We start from the raw sequence: 17,417 nt of genomic DNA, 5'->3' as shown, positions 1-17,417 counted from the left end.
AAAACCGAATTATTTCAAGCCACGCTTTGCTGGCTATTACCCCCTCACCCTAGCCCTCTCCCTCAAGGGAGAGGGAACAGATCGCGCTAAACCCTAATCTCCATCACCGCGTACACCCCGTCCTTAGGCACGACCACGGTGACGTTTTCCACCGGCACGCCCGCCGCGAGGTGGATATCCTGCAGCTGCTGCAGCGTTCTCGGGTGAATATCCTCCCAGCCGATACCACGCAGCACAAAGTCAATGTGCGGGCTACTGGTGAGCATGTTCGACACAATCACCGCCCCGCCGGGCTTGACCAGCCGCAGCGCGCGCTGGAGAAAAATCACCGCGTCGGTATCGTTGAAGTATTCGAAAATCCCCAGCGCGTCGACCAGTTCGGCCTGATGCTCGCCCAGCTCCAGCAGCAGGTCCTCGTTACGCACCAGCGTATGGAGCAGGTTACGCCTGAGCAGCGTCAGCTGTTCACCCACCACAATGCCTTCCTGCGCCGCCATGGTTTCGGCCCAGCTGAGCGCCACCGGGTCTTTGTCCACCAGCGTGAGATAGACCTGCTGGCCGTCGAGCTTTGCTTCACGCAGCGCCTCCAGCACCGGAATGGCGGCACCGCTCGCGAGGCTGACCCAGTTGTTCTCGCTCTCATTGTGAATGTACTTATCCACCAGCGCGGCCAGCACCCTGGCGCGGGAACGCACGCCAACCGCATCGTTCGCGTGGATAAACCACTGGCGGCTGTCGCTGTCCATTTTAGTGCCGTCAGGCAGGCGATCTTCCAGCGGGTTTTGCACCACAAACAGCGCCAGCGCCGAGGGCACCAGCCGGGTGCGCCACGCGGTGAGCGCCGGGCGGTTGCGAAAGGCCTGTTCGGAATAGCGGTTCTGCGGGACAAGCACGGCCTGCCCCCCTTCGTCGTACTCCACCCGCGGCGGCCGGAGCGCTGGCTCGGCTTTCAGGGCGCGGTCAAGGGAGGCGATCTCACGGGCAGCGTCGTCTTTCATCGGCCACTGGTCGCTGACGTCGGGAAATGACGCGCTAAAAATCGTCATATTTTCCGGCGCATCGCCACGAAAAGGCTGCCAGTTCATGTCGTCTTCCCTCCGTTAGGCTTTTAACGGAAGTCTATCCAGGCGAGCCAGTAATGCCCCAGGAAGAAAGCACGATTTTTATTGCTTCACCCACACCAGCTGGTCAACCCGGAAGCCCAGGCTGCGCGCGGTGTTCAGGTAATCCTGCTTCACCGCATCCGGGATGGTCGGCGTGCGCGACAGGATCCACAGGTAATCGCGGTTCGGGCCGCTGACCAGCGCGTACTGGTACTTCTCATCCAGTTTGATCACGTTATAGCCGCCATAGAACGGGCCGAAGAACGACACCTTGAGCGCGGCCGTGGTCGGTTCGCCGGTAAAGTACGCTTTCCCCTCGCTCTCATTCCATTTGTTCTTCACCGGATCGTAACCCCGGTTGAGGACGCTGATGCCGCCGTCGCTGCGTTTGCCGTAGGTGGCGGTTACCTGCTCCAGCCCGCGTTCAAAGCGGTTTTCCAGACGGGCGACCTCATACCATTTACCGAGATAGCGGCTGGCGTCAAAACCGGAAATAGGCTGCACGCCCTTCGGCGGGGTGGGGGATTTACAGGCGACCAGCGTCAGCGCAATGGCAACACCGGTCACAACAGGCCATAGCTTCATGAGAATTCCTTTCATTTGCACGGTTGGACGTTAAGTGTAGTGCACCGTTTCGGCGCTTCATCCCGTTCGGGAAAATTCGTAGTATATTGAGAGTATTCCTCCACTCTGGACACGGACATGGCTTACTCCATCGGCGAATTCGCCCGACTCAGCGGCATCACCGCCACCACCCTGCGGGCGTGGCAGCGTCGCTATGGTTTACTCAAGCCACAGCGCACGGAAGGCGGACACCGCCAGTACAGCGATGAGGACGTCCAGCAGGCGCTCAAAATCCTCGACTGGGTAAAAAAAGGCGTTCCGATTGGCCAGGTCAAACCGCTGCTGGAACGCCCGACGCCGGGACGGACCAACAACTGGCAAACCCTGCAGCAGAACATGCTGCAACGCCTGCAGGACGGCAAAGTCGAGTCCCTGCGCCAGATGATTTACGACGCCGGACGCGAGTACCCAAGGCCGGAGCTGGTCGCGAACGTGCTGCGCCCGCTGCGCAGCCAGGTCTCGGCCAACGTCGCCGCCGCCATGACCCTGCGCGCGATCCTCGACGGCATCATCATCGCCTACACCTCGTTTTGCCTCGAAGGCGATAAAAAAGCGCCGGGCGATAATATTCTGCTCAGCGGCTGGCACCTCAACGACCCGTGCGAGATCTGGCTCGAAGCCCTGACGCGCACCGGACAGGGCCATCGGATCGACATCCTGCCGGTTCCGCCTGACGCGCTGGCACCGGAAATTTTCCCGGAGCGCAAATGGATGCTGGTCACCAGCGGCAAACTCACCGCCGGGCGGAAAAAGCAGCTGGAGCAGTGGCAGCAGCAGGTATCGCTTGAAGTGATTATCCTCTAATCATTTTCTCCTGCGGGGATCTTCACGAAAAGTTGAATATTTTCCCGCGCCGCAGATGCTAACGTTTTCCAGTGACGAATAATTCCACAGGAAAACACCATGAAAAAACCTGCCCCTCTGCTCAGCCAGTACGGTTACTCGACCTACAAGGGCAGTTAAGACGCATTGATTTTAAAGGATTATAAAAAATAGTTCCGCGAATACTTGGACAAATTAGTCATGTTGTGTAAGTTTTAGTTATATGAACGGGAGGACAACACCATGACAACGAAACCTGTGCTCGGTATTAGCGGATGTTTGACCGGATCCGCCGTTCGCTTTGACGGCGGACACAAGCGTATGGGCTTCGTCATGGATGAGCTGGCCCAGTGGGTGAATTTCAGGCCCGTCTGCCCGGAAATGGCCATCGGCCTGCCGACCCCTCGCCCGGCGCTGCGTCTGATCGTGACGGAACACGGTGAAACGCAGATGCGTTTTAGCCATGCGCCTCACGAAGACGTTACGCAGAAAATGGCGGACTTTACGGCAGATTTTTTGCCGAAAATCGGCGATCTCGCTGGTTTTATCGTCTGCGCTAAATCCCCAAGCTGCGGCATGGAACGCGTGCGTCTGTATGATGAAAACGGCAACCGGGGCCGCAAGGAGGGGGTCGGGCTGTTCACCGCCGCCCTCCTTGAAACCTGGCCGTGGCTGCCCGTGGAAGAGGATGGACGTCTGCACGATCCGGTGCTGCGGGAAAACTTTGTCGAACGTGTTTTTGCCCTGCACGAACTGAACGCGCTGCGTAAAAATGGCCTCACGCGCCGCGCGCTGCTGGACTTCCACAGCCGTTACAAACTTCAGCTGCTGGCGCACCATCAGGCAGGCTACCGTGAAATAGGCCCGTTCGTTGCCTCGCTGCACGAGTGGGAAGACCTGGACGCCTTCTTCGTGGCGTATCGGGAAAAGCTGATGACCATCCTGAAAAAACCCGCCTCGCGGAAAAATCACACCAACGTGCTGATGCATATTCAGGGGTATTTCCGTAGCCAGCTGAACACCCGCCAGCGCGGCGAGCTGCGCGACGTGATCCTGCACTATCGCAACGGGCAGTTGCCTATTCTCGCCCCGATCACGCTGCTGAAGCACTACCTGGCCGAATACCCCGACCGATATCTGATGACGCAAAACTACTTTGATCCCTATCCTGATGATTTGGGTCTGCGTCTGGCAGTCAAGTGATCATAAAAATGCGAAGGCCCCATTGACCCATAGAGGCCCAAAGCAGTACCCCGTTTAGACGACATCCTCACTGTCGTCTCTTTTTTGCATTTTATCTCAAAGGCTGTGATTATATACAGGCCTATTCTGCAAAAGGGGCCTGCCTGTGATCAACACCCTGCACATTCAAAACTATCGCTCCATCCGCGAGATGTCGCTGGAGCTGGAGCAGCTCAACATCGTCTTCGGGCCGAACGGTACCGGGAAATCGAATATCTACAAGGCGATACACCTGATGCACAGCGCCGCCCAGGGGCAGTTTTCCCAGGCGCTGGCGAACGAGGGCGGCATTCTGAAGGTGTTCTGGGCAGGCAAAACCCGCAGCGACCAGCTGCGGCGGATGAACCTCGCGGTGGAAACAGAGACCTACGAATACGAGCTGCAGGTCGGGTTTGTGGAGAAGCTGCCCTATCCCTCGCAGTTTCAGCTCGACCCGGTGATCAAAGAGGAGTCCATCTGGCTGAGCGGCCAGCACCGTCGGCCTTCGTCGCAATTGATGAAGCGTAAAAATCAGGCGGTGTTTCTGAACAACGTGCATCACGAGAAGGTGACCCACAGCGGCACGCTGTACGAGAACGAATCGGTATTCGGACAGCTCGGCGAACCGCACCTTTACCCGGAAGTGTCCCAGATGCGCGAATCCCTGCGTAACTGGCGCTTTTATCATGAGTTTTCTGTTTCATCCGGCTCGGCGATGCGGGCTCCGCAGGTCGGTTTCCGCTCCCCGGTGCTGGCCAGCGACGGTGCCAACCTGGCTGCCGCGTTTCAGACTATCATCGAGATTGGCGACGAGCTGCTGCTGATGCGCATCCTCGACCAGGCCTTCCCCGGCTGCGTGTTTTACAGCGACAACACCGGCGGACGTTTTCGCATGATGATGCAGCGGGAGGGGCTGAGCAGGCCGCTGGAACCGGCGGAGTTCTCCGACGGCACCCTGCGCTTCCTGTGCCTGGCGGTAGCGCTGCTCAGCCCGCGCCCACCGGCGTTTATCGCGTTGAACGAACCGGAAAACAGCCTGCACCCGCAGATGCTGCCCGCGCTGGCGAGCTTAATCGCCGAGGCCAGCCGCTACTCGCAGATCTGGCTCACCAGCCACTCGCCGGAGCTGGCGACATTGATTGAGAAGCAGCGATCGTTTTCGCTGTATCAGCTGTCGATGGCGGAGGGGGAGACGAGGGTGGAGAGGCTGGGGTAGCTCTATATCCTCATCTCTTACTCACCGGGGTGGATTCTTTTCTTTCGACATAAAGCATTGTATTCCTCCAATGATTACCCCACCACTAATGGAAAGGTTAACGGCTTCAACAAGATCACTCATTGGAAAATCAAATTGCCCGATGAAAAAATAGGTAACAAAGGCTATCAGCAAACGGCCGCACAAAAGCGTGGCAAAAATGCCAGCGATCCAAACAGCTACCAGCAATAGGAATAATTTTATCCTCGTAGTAAACATTATTTTTTCTCGCTTAATTTGTTTTGTATAGCCTCAGTGGCAGCCTGTCCTTTGCTTCCTAAATATTCAGAACTCAATGACTCCAGAACCGTTCCTGTAAATTTCGGAATCACATATTGCGGGAGCATTTCTTGTACTTTCTCATAACCCTTGCCTGTTAATACCCCTCCCGCTGTTCCTATTCCTGCACCAATGGTGGGAGCAAGTGGATCTTTCCCTTGCAACACAGCCCCCGCATAAGCACCAGCCATGCTTGCACCTTCGGTAAACCAGAATCCACGCCCTTGCGTTAATCCACTAACCCCTGTTGCTACAAGTGCGTCGGTTACGCTGAAGGGATCATTACTGTTTAATTGAGACCACACATTTGCTGTGCCACCAATCATTCCAGAAGCCACGACGGATCCTGCCGTTGCCGCTCCAGGTAATAGTGCGGGAGCAACTACACTTGACATTCCCGCACCCCATGCTTTAACTAGCCCTGTAGCGGGTTGCTGATTTTCAGGCAAGTCTCCTTTTGCCAGCTTATTCAACATGGCCTGCTTTTCATCCGCAGATGCACCTTTGTCTTCCGCATAATTGTTCAATGAGCCTGCAGAAGTCATATATTTGGCCAGACCATCAGGTAGAGGGAAAGAATTGGCATTATTCTCAGCCGCATTCTTCCCGCTTTGCGCACCCGTTGCTGCCGAGACCGTCTTATTCCCCGCAATTCCTCCAGCCATCCCCGCCGATATTGATGCCAAAGTAATGACCGTCTGCTTTTGATCTTCGCTCAGTTTCGACAAGTCTTTAACATCCGGATAGAGCAGGCTGGCTATAGCATGCGCAGCTAGCTCGCCCGTTGCCGCCCCTGCAGCTCCCGCAGCGGCGCTGTTACCCTGAAGAGCCGCCACCGCGCCGCCCAGAATAGCGTGCGCAACGGTATTAACGGTAGGATCGCCTTCGGTTGATTTAAGCAGATGCGCCAGCTCAGGCGCCGACGCGCCTGCCAACGCACCCGCAATATTACCTCCCGCCAGTCCCTGAAGTGCCGCCGTTGCCGCCTGAATACCGCGCTGAATATCGCTGCCTGTACCGTACTTCGCCATTGCCGTCTGGCCAGCCTGATTCACGATTTGCTTATCACTTGGGTTAGCATTACCTTCCGATTTCAGCTTCTCTTTGGCCGCCTTAAGCGCCTCCGGATCGGTCATGGCGTTCCGTGCCGCTATCTCACCCTGCGTCCGCGCGATATCCGCCGCCTGGCTGCCGATATCACTGATAAGCCCGACCGCTTTCAGGCGATTTTGCTCTTTCTCCTTGTCGAAGATTGGGCTGATGCTGTCGTTGGCATGTTCGGTATCCCGGCTCAGGTTTGCCACATCCTGCTTCTGATTATCCCGATCGCGAACGATAATGGTGCCGTCTGCCACCGCCGCCTGGCTGGTGCCTTCCGCATGGCCGCCGTGGCTTGCGCCTGAAATCATGCCGCCCGGCATTTTGCCTTTAAAGGTATCGCCAAAACTACCGCTCCCACTCAGGCTCACACCCGTATGGCTGACCTTATAATCCGCCTCGTTGTGAAGGTCGCTAAAGCCCAGCGTTCCCGTGTCTAACGAATTTTTGTCAGCCGTCGCCGTGGAGGCAATAACCGCGCCATCCAGCTGTGTGTGACGGCCAACCGTGACGTCAAATCCACCATTACCGGCAAACAACCCCGTCTGCTCTTGAACGGAGTCGTACGTGCTCTTCATCTTATCCTGACTGGCACTGATGTAGCCGGAGCCAGTCATACTTCCGAACGTGAAGCTGCCGCCCGCCGCTACGCTGGTCTGCTTAGATTTGTAATCATTATTGTCCTGCTGACTACTCATCAAAAGATCGCGGCCAATATCAGCGACAATCTTCTCACCGTTGACCTGCGCCCCGTTCAGAATGGCATCTCTACCGCTGGTCATGGAGACCGTACCGCCGCTGTCCAGCGTGGTTTCGGTCCAGGCGGTGCCGTTACCTTTTTCATTACCTTTAGACGCATTCACATTGGCGAAAACACTGATCCCCATCCCGCCGCTGCCGCCCCCAATACTTACACCCACACCACCACCGCTGCTGCTGTTTTTGCCGGTGGTTTTCTGCGTGTTGGCCGCTCCCGTCAGCAGGATGTCGTTTGCCGCATTCAGCGCAGTGTCGCCTCCCGCCTTCAGTTGACTACCGCCGATCAGGATATCCCCGCTGTTTGCGCTTTTGCTTTTGCCTTTGCCCGTAGCGTTAATGGAAAGATCGTTTCCTGCATTAAGCGTGCTACCCGCTACCGTGTCGCTTTCAGCATGCTGCTGAGATTTCGATTTCTGACTGGTTAAAGAGAGGCTGACGCCAAACCCGTTCGCTGGATCGCCCGTCTGCTGCGCAACAACCGCGCCCTGCGCCGCCTGCACGCCAGAGAGTGCAGTTTTCGTTGCCTGCAGTGCCGCCAGGCGCCCGTCACTCTCTTTGGTCGCCTCCTGCGCGGTGGTAACGGCGCTGTTGATTGCGCTACCTACCGCGCCAGACAGTGCAACCGTCAGGCCAGTAGATTTTTGTTCGAACTTCTCATCCCGGGTGCGCTTGTCGTGCCCCGGCTCGATGATGACGCTGTCGCCGCTGAGGCTTAAATCCTTCCCGGCGATAAGATCCGCGCCGCCGATGTGGGCCTGGTTTCCTGCAGAAATCGCGACGTTACCGCCCGTCGAACCCACCGTACTGAAGCTCTGGCTCTGGGTGGTGCCCTTCTCACGAAGATCGTGCGTGCTTTTGCTGCTGCCGATGGTGAAACCAATCCCGCCTGAGCCCATCAGGCCGGATTTTTTCTCTTCCTTAAAGCGCCAGGAGGTGTCGCTGTTCGTCGCTGCCACGATATCGACGTTGTTGCCCGCCTTAAGCTTCACGTCGCCGTCGCCCGCCACGGCGGAACCGTTCACCAGCAGGTTATTGCCCGCAACGACCTGCACGTCATCGCCGCTCAGCAAAGAGCCGGATTCACGCGTCGCGCTGTCCTCCTCGATGGTGTGGGTGGTTTTCTTGCTCAGGAACCCTTTTTTGGTTTTGGTCTGCTCTTTGTAGTGATAATCGCTTTCGGTTGCGGTATTAAGATTGACGTCGCGGCCTGCCGCCACGCCGATATCGCCCTTCGCCGTCACCTGCGCGGCTTCGGTGGTGACATCGCGCCCGGCGAGGATTTGAGTATTCGCCCCGCTGGCGATCTCGGTTCCCTGCTGGCGTACGGACTCGTTAATAACGGTTTTCTTGCCTGACTTATAGCTGTCGCCCTGCGTGGTCTCTTCCGCCGCCAGATTCACGTCGCGACCCGCCTGCAGCCCGACGCTTTTCTCCGCTGCCAGCGCGGCGGCCTGAGCGTTGATATCCTGTCCGGCCTTCAGGACCAGGTTATCGCCTGCGGAAATCGTGGTGCGGTCGAGCCCGGTGCTGTGGGATTCGCTTTTCCCTTTACGGCTGCTTTCGCTGGTCTGTGCCGCGTTCAGATTGAGATCGTTGCCCGCGCTCAGCCCCGCGCTGCCGCCCGCCTTCAGGTCGCTGGCGGTCACGTCAAGGTTGTGCCCGGCATTCACCAGCAGGTTGCCGCCCGCGGTGACGTTACTGCCCTGATACGTGACGGACGAACGGCTGGTTTTCGCCCGGCTGGAGCTGAATGCGTCGTTGATCTGATTCGCGTTGACGGCAATATCGCCCCACGCGTTCAGCAGCATATCGCCGCCGGAGGCCAGGTTCGCCCCGGTGACGGTGATGTTTTTCCCCGCCTCAAGCGACAGGCCATCCTGCGCGGTAATCGACGCCGTGTTGCCCAGCAGCGTGTCTTTCAGGCCGATCTTGCCGTACTTCCCTCCGGCGTTGATATCAATCTGCTCAACCTGGGTCAGGTTGTTGATGCTGCCGTCCAGGCTCTCCAGCGCGACCGTTTTGCCGCTGATGGTTGAGCTGATGTTATTGATATCGCCGATGGCGCTCAGGTTCAGGTCGCCGCCCGCTTTCATCAGGCCGTTGTTGAGGTTGCTGATGCTGTTCTGGCTGTCGAGCGTCAGGCTGTTTTTCGCCAGCAGCGAGCTGCCGCTGTTGGTGATGTCGCCGCCCTTCAGGGTGACGTTGTTACCCGCGATTACGCTGCCGTTATTGACGGTGACGTCCTTCGGCGACAGGTAGAGTTTCGGCACCATCACGGTTTCGCCGTTGACGGTGGCTTTCTCCCACCACAGCAGGCTGTGGTCGAGCGCGGCAATCTGATCGGCGGTCAGCGAGACGCCAAACTGCAGGCCCAGCGACTGCTGCGCCGCCGCGGCGTTGTCCATCAGATAGCGCATCTGATCCAGATCGGAGCCGATGCCGTTCAGGTAGCGGTTACCGGTCTGGTTGAGCACCACGTTGGAGACATAGCGGGTATCGAACGCCGCATCGCCGAGGAAGCGGTAGTCGTAATCCGGGTTCAGGTTGAGGCGGCCGAGCATGTAGGATGAGCCGAGGAACTGCTTCTCGTCGGTAAACGCCAGCCGCGTCTCCTGCGGCGCCGTGGACGACGGTTTGACCCCGAGCATCGCGTTCAGGTCGGCAAACAGGGCGGGATCAAGCTGCCCGAGACCGTTCAGTTTCGGGTTGATGCTGATCAGGTACGGACTTTTCGGATTGTCGGAGAAAACAAAATAGCCGTTGTTGCCCGACGGCAGCGGGTAAGCGCTGGTATCGACGCGCTGTCCCTGATAATGCCCGACGGCTCCGCCCTGAGCGGTTCTGAGATCGGCGGTGGTGACCCCCGCGTTCGCCAGCGCGCCCAGCTGGCCGAGGTTGGCGTTGCCTTTCTGCGTGGTGCCAATGTTGCTGAGAGGCGTGCCGGACGCGCCGCCGTTTTCCAGAGCGCCGCCGCCGTTAATCTGCTGCAGCGCACCCTGGAGCTGATCGTTCCACTGCGGCGAGTTCACCGCCACGGTGCCGGTATTGCTCAACCCCTGTTTTTGTACGCCGCTGCCGACACTCTGGTTGCTGAGGGTGTTAAGCGACGGGGTGGAGATGACGTTGCTGACGCCGCCCGCGTTAGCGGTGGTATTGGTGTTGCTGATGTTACTGGTGAAGTTTGCGGTGACGTTACCGCCCGCCTGGATGACGGCACGTAAGGTTTCGCCTTCCACCGATTCAGTCGTCAGACCTTGTAACTCATAAATAAAGGTCGAGTTAGCTTTTGGTCCCGGATATCCCGATTCCGAAGATGCTCCCCCCGTAGACCTGAGATATTTGTAATTATAAAAAGTCCCCGAGGTTCCTGATTGATAGCTCTCATTGTTCAGCTGTGACCCTGAAAGAGATGCGTTACGTTCACTCAGTATTTGACTTGATTTATTTTCCAGAGTACCAGCATTGATAACCAAATCGCGTCCCGAAGCGATGCGCCCCGCACCACCGCTCGCACTCACATCAAGATGCACCACTGAGCCAGCAAAGCGCATTTGGCTGCTCTCTGCAGTAGGAACAAATGATGAACTGTAAATATCGTATTCAATTGCACATGTACAGTTGCGATACCCTTTGCTTTTCGTATTGCTAATGCTGTAAGACGTTGAAGGAAGACTCAGGACAAGAAGTTCAATCGTTGCATCACCGACGTTTTCAGCCAGTTGTGAAGTCTCCGTCCAGCTATTTACCGAAAGTCCATCACGGGTATTCAGCAAATGCCCCGTTCTGATCGTAATATCACCATTCTGCGTCTCAATATTCCCCGACGTATTTACCACCTGGCTGTTCGCATTCCCCGCCGCATCCCGCTGCATCCACAGGTTGTTCCCCGCCATGATGTCGCCGCGCTGATTGGTGATGCTGTCGGCAAACAGCGCCAGGTTATTCGCCGCGTACAGTAGCGCGGTGTTGACGATGGTGCCCGGCGCGCTCAGGGTCAGCGAGCCGCGCGTGCCGGTGAAGCCGTCGACGGTAATGTTGCTCCGGCTGGCAACGGTGATGTCGCCCCCGCCCTGCACCGAGCCCGCGGCGTTCAGCGCCACGCTGCTGCCGGAGAGCGTACTCGCGCCGCCGCCGGTGGTGATTTGTCCGTTGTTGCTGAGCTGCCCGCCCGCATTCAGGTTGACCGCCTGCCCCTGCAGCACGCTGCGGTTATCGATGTCGCCGCCGCTGTTGATGGTCAGGGTTCTGCCTGCCGCCACGGCGGTCCGGCTGGTAAACGCGTTCGTCAGCTGCAGCGTTAAGTCCCCCAAGGACACCAGCTGGCCGGTCAGGTCCAGCCCCCGGCTCTGCAGCCACAGGTTGCCGCCGCTCAGCAGCTTGCCGCCCGCGCTCTGGGTTACCTGGTCCGCGCCAATATTCAGCTGCGTGTTGCCGAGCAGCGTGCCGCTGTTGTTCAGCTGGCCGTAGTTAACCGTCAGCTGTCCCGCCTGGGTGGTGCCCTGGCTGGCGAAGTTGGTGCCGGTCAGGGTGGCGCGATCGGCCACCCACGTGCCGCCGTTGGTGGCGTTTGCCGCATTGAGTATCAGGTCGGTGGCCTGCAGCCAGCCAGTGCCGGTGAATTGCGGGGTGCCGAGCGTCAGGCGCGCGCCGGAAAGCAGCCTGCCGTCGTTACGCGCCTGGGAGGAGGCGGTCACGCGCGTCTCGCCGCCGCCCTGGATCAGGCCGTAGTTAAACAACGCGGGCGTGGTCAGCGTCAGCGCATCGCGGCTGACGATTTCGCCTCCGCTGTTGTTGGTCAGCGTCCCGCTGAGGGCCAGCGTCGCGCCGTTATCGCCCTGCAGACGTCCGTTGTTGGTGAGCGCCCCGGTGGTGATGCCGAGCGTGCCCCCCTGCATTTTGCCGTCGCTGGTGACGGAGGCCGCCGTGACGTTCAGCGCCCCGCCGGACAGCAGGGTCCCGCCAGACTGCTGGCTGACCGCGCCGGTCTGGCTGAGGGTCAGGCCATTCACGCCGCTGATGGCGCCGCTGTTGCTGAGCGTGCCGCCTGTCAGCGTCAGGTTTTTCGCCGCCCAATGGCCCTGGTTCGCCAGCGTCGCGGCCTGCAGCGTTGCCGCACCCAGCGCGATGATCCTGCTGCCTGCGGTTCCGGTGAGCGTGTCGGCCAGCGTCATCTGCAGCGCGTCGGCGCTCTGCACCGCCCCGCTGTTGGTGAGTGACCGGGCGTTAAGCAGGATGTTCTGTGCCTGCCAGCTGCCGGCGTTGGTCACCGCGCCGGACGCAATCGTCAGAGTACCCTGGGTGAGAAGCTTGCCGCCTGCGCCGTTAATCAGCTCCTGCTGCGGCGCGGCCATTGCCATGCGCGCCATCAGCCGCTGCCGACCCTGAACGGTCAGGCTCTGCAGACCGGTTAAGGTGCCCTGGTTGTTAATGCTGCTCTGATGCAGCGCGAGGGTGCTCCCCTGCACGGTGCCGCTGTTTTTAAGCGTGCTGCCGCCGAGCGTCACATCACCCTCGCTGAGGAGCTGCCCGCGGTTATCCAGCGTCTGAGCGGTGATATCCGCCCGGCCCTGGCTCATCAGCGAGCCGGTTGAGGTCAGCGTGCCGCCGGTCGTGGCCGTCAGCGTTCCCTGGCTGAGCAGAGACCCCCCGTGCGTCCAGTCGGTGGCGCGGATGTCTGCACCGTTCCCCTGCAGCGTGCCCTGCGTGGTCAGCTGGCCTGCATCCAGCGTCAGCATGCCGCCGGAGAGGGTGCGCGAGGTCGCGCCCGTGGTTAGCGTGGTGCCGGTGAGCGCCAGGCCGTTCGTTCCCTGCATCAGCCCGCCGTTGTTCATATCGCGGGCAGTGAGGGACAGCGTACCGCCTGTGATGCGCCCCGGGTTCGCCAGGGTATCCGCGGTGAAGGCGGTCGCGCCGCCGCTCTGCAATAGTCCGGTATTCGTTAACGCCCCGCTGAGCGTGCCGCTGAGTCCCGTCTGCCCGTTCACCGTGCCGCTGTTGGTGAGGGCGGTGCCGGTCATGCCCAGCGTCGCACCCTGCAGCGTACCGGCGTTGGTCAGCTGTCCGCCCGTCAGCGTGAAGCCGCCGCCGGAGAGCCATTTACCGTTCAGCTCGTTGATAAAGCGGTCGGCGGAGGCGTTAACTGCGTTGCTGCCCTGCATCAGGCCGCTGTTGCGCAGCTCAGTACCGCCTGCTGTCAGCGTTTTGCCCGCCACCGTGCCGCTGCTGGTCAGCGTCGTCGCGTTAAGCACGGCATCGTCGGTGGCAACGATGTTCCCGGTATTGGTCAGGGCATTGCTCAGGCCCAAATCCAGGCTCTGCGCCTGAATATCGCCCCGGTTCGTCAGGTCGCTGCCCCGCAGGGTGAACCCGCCATTCACCAGCAGCAGACCGGCGTTATCGAGCGTGTCGAGGGATAAGTCCAGAGGACTGCCGCTCACCAGCTGCCCGGTGGCGCCGTTGCTCAGCGCGCGGGTGGTCAGCGCCAGCGTGTCGTTGCCCTGAAGAATCCCGGTGTTGTTAAGCTGCGCGGCCTTCACCGTGAGCGCTTTCCCGGCCAGCTGGCCGTCGTTGAACAGCTGCGCCGCCGTCAGCGTGAACAGGTTCTGGCTGAGCAGGGCGCCCGTGTTATCCAGCCTGCCGGTCGTGGAAAGCGTCAGGGCATCCAGCGTCTGAATGCTGCCCTGGTTATTCAGGCTCCCGGCGTCAAGCGTCGCGCTGCGCCCCTGAAGGCTGCCCGCGTTGCTGAGGGTTTGTCCGCTCAGGGTCAGGGTATCGCCGCCCGTTACCTGGCCCTGAGCCTGGTTCGTGAAGGTGTTCCCGGACCAGGCAAGCGTGCTGCTCCCCTGAAGCAGACCGCTGTTCTGCAGGTCGCCCCGCAGGGTCAGCACTTTTGCCAGCAGCTGGCCCCGGTTATCGGTCCTGCCGGCCTGGACGTCCAGCGCCTGCTGGCTGAGTACCTTACCGCTGCTGGTCAGCTTGCCGGTCACCGCCGCCGTCACGCCTGCTTCCCCCAGCGCATTACCGGTGTTGATCCACTCGCCGGTGGCCAGGTTCAGGGTGTTGCCCTGCAGCAGCCCGGCGTTGTTCAGGGTGGTGTGGTGCAGGTCGAGCGCGCCGCCGGAGAGCAGCATGCCCGCCTGCTGGTTGCTGAGCTGTGCCCCGGTCGCCGTGAGGGAATGTGTCCCCTGCAGCGTGCCGCCGTTGGTCACCGATGCGCTGTTAAACTGCGCGTCGGTACCGGCCATCAGCCCGCTGTTCGTCAGGCTGGCGGTGGTCAGCGTCAGGCCGTTCCGGGCAATCACTCGCCCACCGGCATCGTTGCTGGCCTGGCGGGTCAGGTTCAGCAGCAGCGCGGTGGCGCTGAGCTCGCCGCTGTTGACCAGCGTTTCACCGCCGAGCGTCAGCGTTCCGCTGCTGCGCAGCGCGCCACGGTTAATGAGGTCTGCCACGCCGAGCGTCAGCGCCGAGTCCCCTTCAACGGTGCCCTGGTTTTGCAGGCTGTCCGCCGTGATGTGCAGGTCGCTGGCCGTAATATTGCCCGCGTTAGCAAACGCAGTGCCGTTCAGGGTGAGCCGGTCGTCCGCCAGCAGGCGTCCGGTATCGGTGTTGGTCATGCTGAGGTAGTCGCTGCTCAGGCTGACGCCGTTGATTTCGCCCTGGTTTGTCAGCGTGTCACCCCGGAGGCGCAATGTGCCGTCAGTGGTGATAAGCCCGCTGTTAGCCAGCACCGGAACGTTCAGCGTTAAATCCTGCGTGCTGTAGACCGATCCGCCCGCGAGGTTTGTGAGTGACCCGGTCTTCAGGCCGAGCAGGGTGGTCCCCTGCAGCAGTCCACTGTTCTCCACCGAGGCAGCGTCCAGCGCCAGCGTACCGGCAACCAGCGTACCGCTGCTGGTGATGCGCCCGGGGGCCGTCAGGGTCATGCGGTCCGCTTTTGCGACGCCGGACTGAAGGATGTTCTGTCCGCTGAGCGCGATGGCGCTGGCGGTAAGCTCTCCGTCGCTGGTCAGGTCGCCGGTCGCGTTAAAACTCAGCGTGTTACCGGTGGATTTCCCGGCGTGCGCAATCGTGCCCGCCGTCACCGACAGGGCCCCCTTCGCCGCCTGCGTGCCGTTCAGCGCGGCATTCTGCGCCTGCAGGGTAAGCCCCTGCCCGCTCTGCAGATGCGCATCCTGGCCGGTGGTCAGGTTGCCGGTGCTGACGGTTAATACCCCCGCCGCGTCCGTTTGCCCGTTCAGGCTGGCGCTGCGGGTCGCGGTAAGCTGTACATTGCCCTGGCTGGTGGTGCGGGACGCCTCACCGCTGGTCAGGGTGCCGACCTGCGCCGTCAGCGCCGTCGCGCCGGACAGGGTGCCGTTCTGTTCAAGCGAGCCTGCGGTCACGTACATCGCGCCGTCAGCCAGCAAGCTGCCGCTGTTACGCAGGGTCTGCTGCGCCGTGACGTTTGCATTGCCTTTCGCGCTCAGCGTGCCCCGCTGTTCCAGGGTTCCGGCGCTTAATGCCAGGTTACCGGCGCTCTGCAGGGTGCCGTTATTGGTGACCGTCTGCCCCCTGAGGGTGACTTCGTTACCCTGCGCCGTGCCGTCGTTTGTCAGGTCTCCGGCCTTCACATCCAGATGGCCTTTCGCCGCCAGCTGGCCGCTGTTGGACACCCTGTCGCCGGAGAGCGCAACGTCGCGCCCCGCATTCACCTGGCCCAGGTTACTGACGGTGCTGCCCGTCAGGCGGATATCGCCCGTGGCATCGGCCCGGCTCTGGCCGTCCAGCACCAGCTGTCCGCCGCTCAGGGCCAGGCTCTCTCCTGCCGAGACCGCACTGCCCGTGGATGTCAGCGTACCGCCGCTGCTGAGGGTCGCCCGGGCATCGTTACCGCTGCGGGTATTCGTCAGCGTGATATCTTTTCCGGCCGCCACGCTGAGCGCGCCCTTGCTGGTGACGCTGCCGCCGCGCTGCGTCAGGCTGCCGTCGGTGGACAGCGCAGTGTCGGCCTGACCCGTCAGCGTTGCATCCGAAAGCGCCATTCCCTGATTGCTCGTGACGGTCAGCGCCCCGCCCTGTGCCGACACGCCGCCGCCGTTGACGGTCAGGGTATCTTTACTGTCCAGCGTCGCCGCGCCGCGGGAGACCAGGGAGGTATTGCTGAGCGTCATCCCCTGCCCACTGCTCACCGACAGTGCGCCCGCGCTGTTTGTCCCGCCGCCCGTCGTCTGCACTTTCCCCGCAGCGGAAAGGCGCATATCGCCCTGGCTGGCGAGCGTGCTGTTATTGAGTTCCACATCCTGCGAGCTGGTCACATTTAGCGCGCCCCCGGCCTGATGGCTGCCGCTGAGGGCCACCCCCGCGCCATTCGCGGTAATCGAACCGCTGGCCAGGCTGTTCGTGACCGTCAGTTTGCCGCCCGCATCCAGCTGAATGTCGCCCTGGCGCGCGGTGAGGTTGCCGAGGTTCACCCCCACGCCCGTCTCGCTGGAGACCAGGCGGATACGGTTGGCATACATCCCGCCGAGCGCGCCGGTATCCACGGCCACCACGGGCGCGGCGCCCTCACCGGCAATCGGTTTGACGCTGCCGTCTGCGCCCACGCGGTTCGCCCCTGCCGTTACCGTCAGGTCGTTCGCATGTATCGCGGCGTTCACTTCCGTCGCGCGCGCAATGATCGACAGCGCGTCGCTCTTGCTGGCATCCAGCCCCTGGCCTTCAACCGTGATGGCGCCTTTCGTCACCTCCAGCGCCTGCAGGTTACCACTGGCGTCGAACTGCGGTTTCCCCGTGGTCAGGGTGACGTTCGGGGTGTTGATAAATCCGCACCCGTTACAGGTGATGCCGTACGGGTTGGCCACCATAACGTTTGCCGCCTTGCCGGCGACTTCCGTATAGCCCTGCAGCTGCGAGCGGTTTGCCCCCGTGACTTCGTTGATGATGCCTTTCGCTTCCTGCCCGGCCTGCAGGTTGGGGTTGTTCTGGATAAGCCCGCCCAGCTGGGTCTGGGTTAAACGGTCCGTGCCGTTGTTGAGGATAAGCCCCTCTTTGCCGACGTTATACTCACCGAACTGGTTATGCGAAATACCCGCCCCGTTCGGCGTGGCGATGTTGACGACCGGAACCCCGTTCCCCGCCCGATCGACCGTGGTCTGCCCGGTCGGCGTAAGCGCCGCCGCGACGGCAGGTGCCATCGGCTGCCAGACCATCAGGCCGCAGACAATCCAGCTGATCAGACGCTGCGAGAAACGAACGGGTGGGTGGCGGGTATCCATAGT

At 60.8% G+C, this 17,417-nt stretch carries 6 protein-coding genes; 3 read left to right on the top strand and 3 right to left on the bottom strand.

All coding sequences use genetic code 11. The features are described 5' to 3' along the window. Positions 1 to 86 precede the first annotated feature (86 nt). Positions 87 to 1,085, bottom strand: coding sequence for a class I SAM-dependent methyltransferase (locus AC4IC4_RS00295; protein ID WP_491471957.1), 999 nt, complete (start codon positions 1,083 to 1,085; stop codon positions 87 to 89). A 78-nt stretch (positions 1,086 to 1,163) separates the two neighbouring features. Next, the gene (locus AC4IC4_RS00290) at positions 1,164 to 1,688 is read right to left on the bottom strand and encodes a lipocalin family protein (RefSeq protein WP_208763379.1); all 525 of its coding nucleotides are present in this window, start codon (positions 1,686 to 1,688) and stop codon (positions 1,164 to 1,166) included. A 117-nt stretch (positions 1,689 to 1,805) separates the two neighbouring features. On the opposite strand from AC4IC4_RS00290, the gene AC4IC4_RS00285 reads away from it, so the two are divergent. The 3 genes from AC4IC4_RS00285 to AC4IC4_RS00275 all read left to right on the top strand — a co-directional run bounded on the left by AC4IC4_RS00285 (position 1,806) and on the right by AC4IC4_RS00275 (position 4,986). Further along, positions 1,806 to 2,531 (top strand): MerR family transcriptional regulator, encoded by a 726-nt coding sequence (locus AC4IC4_RS00285; protein WP_491471956.1) that lies wholly within the window; start codon positions 1,806 to 1,808, stop codon positions 2,529 to 2,531. Between the two features lie 261 nt (positions 2,532 to 2,792). Beyond that, positions 2,793 to 3,752, top strand: coding sequence for a YbgA family protein (locus AC4IC4_RS00280; protein ID WP_024906657.1), 960 nt, complete (start codon positions 2,793 to 2,795; stop codon positions 3,750 to 3,752). A 145-nt stretch (positions 3,753 to 3,897) separates the two neighbouring features. Further along, positions 3,898 to 4,986 carry an AAA family ATPase gene (locus AC4IC4_RS00275; RefSeq protein ID WP_491471955.1) on the top strand — a complete coding sequence of 363 codons (1,089 nt, stop codon included), beginning with the start codon at positions 3,898 to 3,900 and terminating at the stop codon, positions 4,984 to 4,986. Positions 4,987 to 5,243: 257 nt separating this feature from the next. Here AC4IC4_RS00275 and AC4IC4_RS00270 read toward each other — a convergent pair whose 3' ends face one another. Beyond that, positions 5,244 to 17,414: a hemagglutinin repeat-containing protein gene (locus AC4IC4_RS00270; RefSeq protein ID WP_491471954.1), complete on the bottom strand. Its 12,171-nt coding sequence runs from the start codon at positions 17,412 to 17,414 to the stop codon at positions 5,244 to 5,246. Positions 17,415 to 17,417: the final 3 nt, after the last annotated feature.

The sequence above is a fragment of the Enterobacter sp. Taxon_2 genome, assembly GCF_058355295.1.
This window is presented reverse-complemented; position numbering and strand designations above follow the sequence as displayed.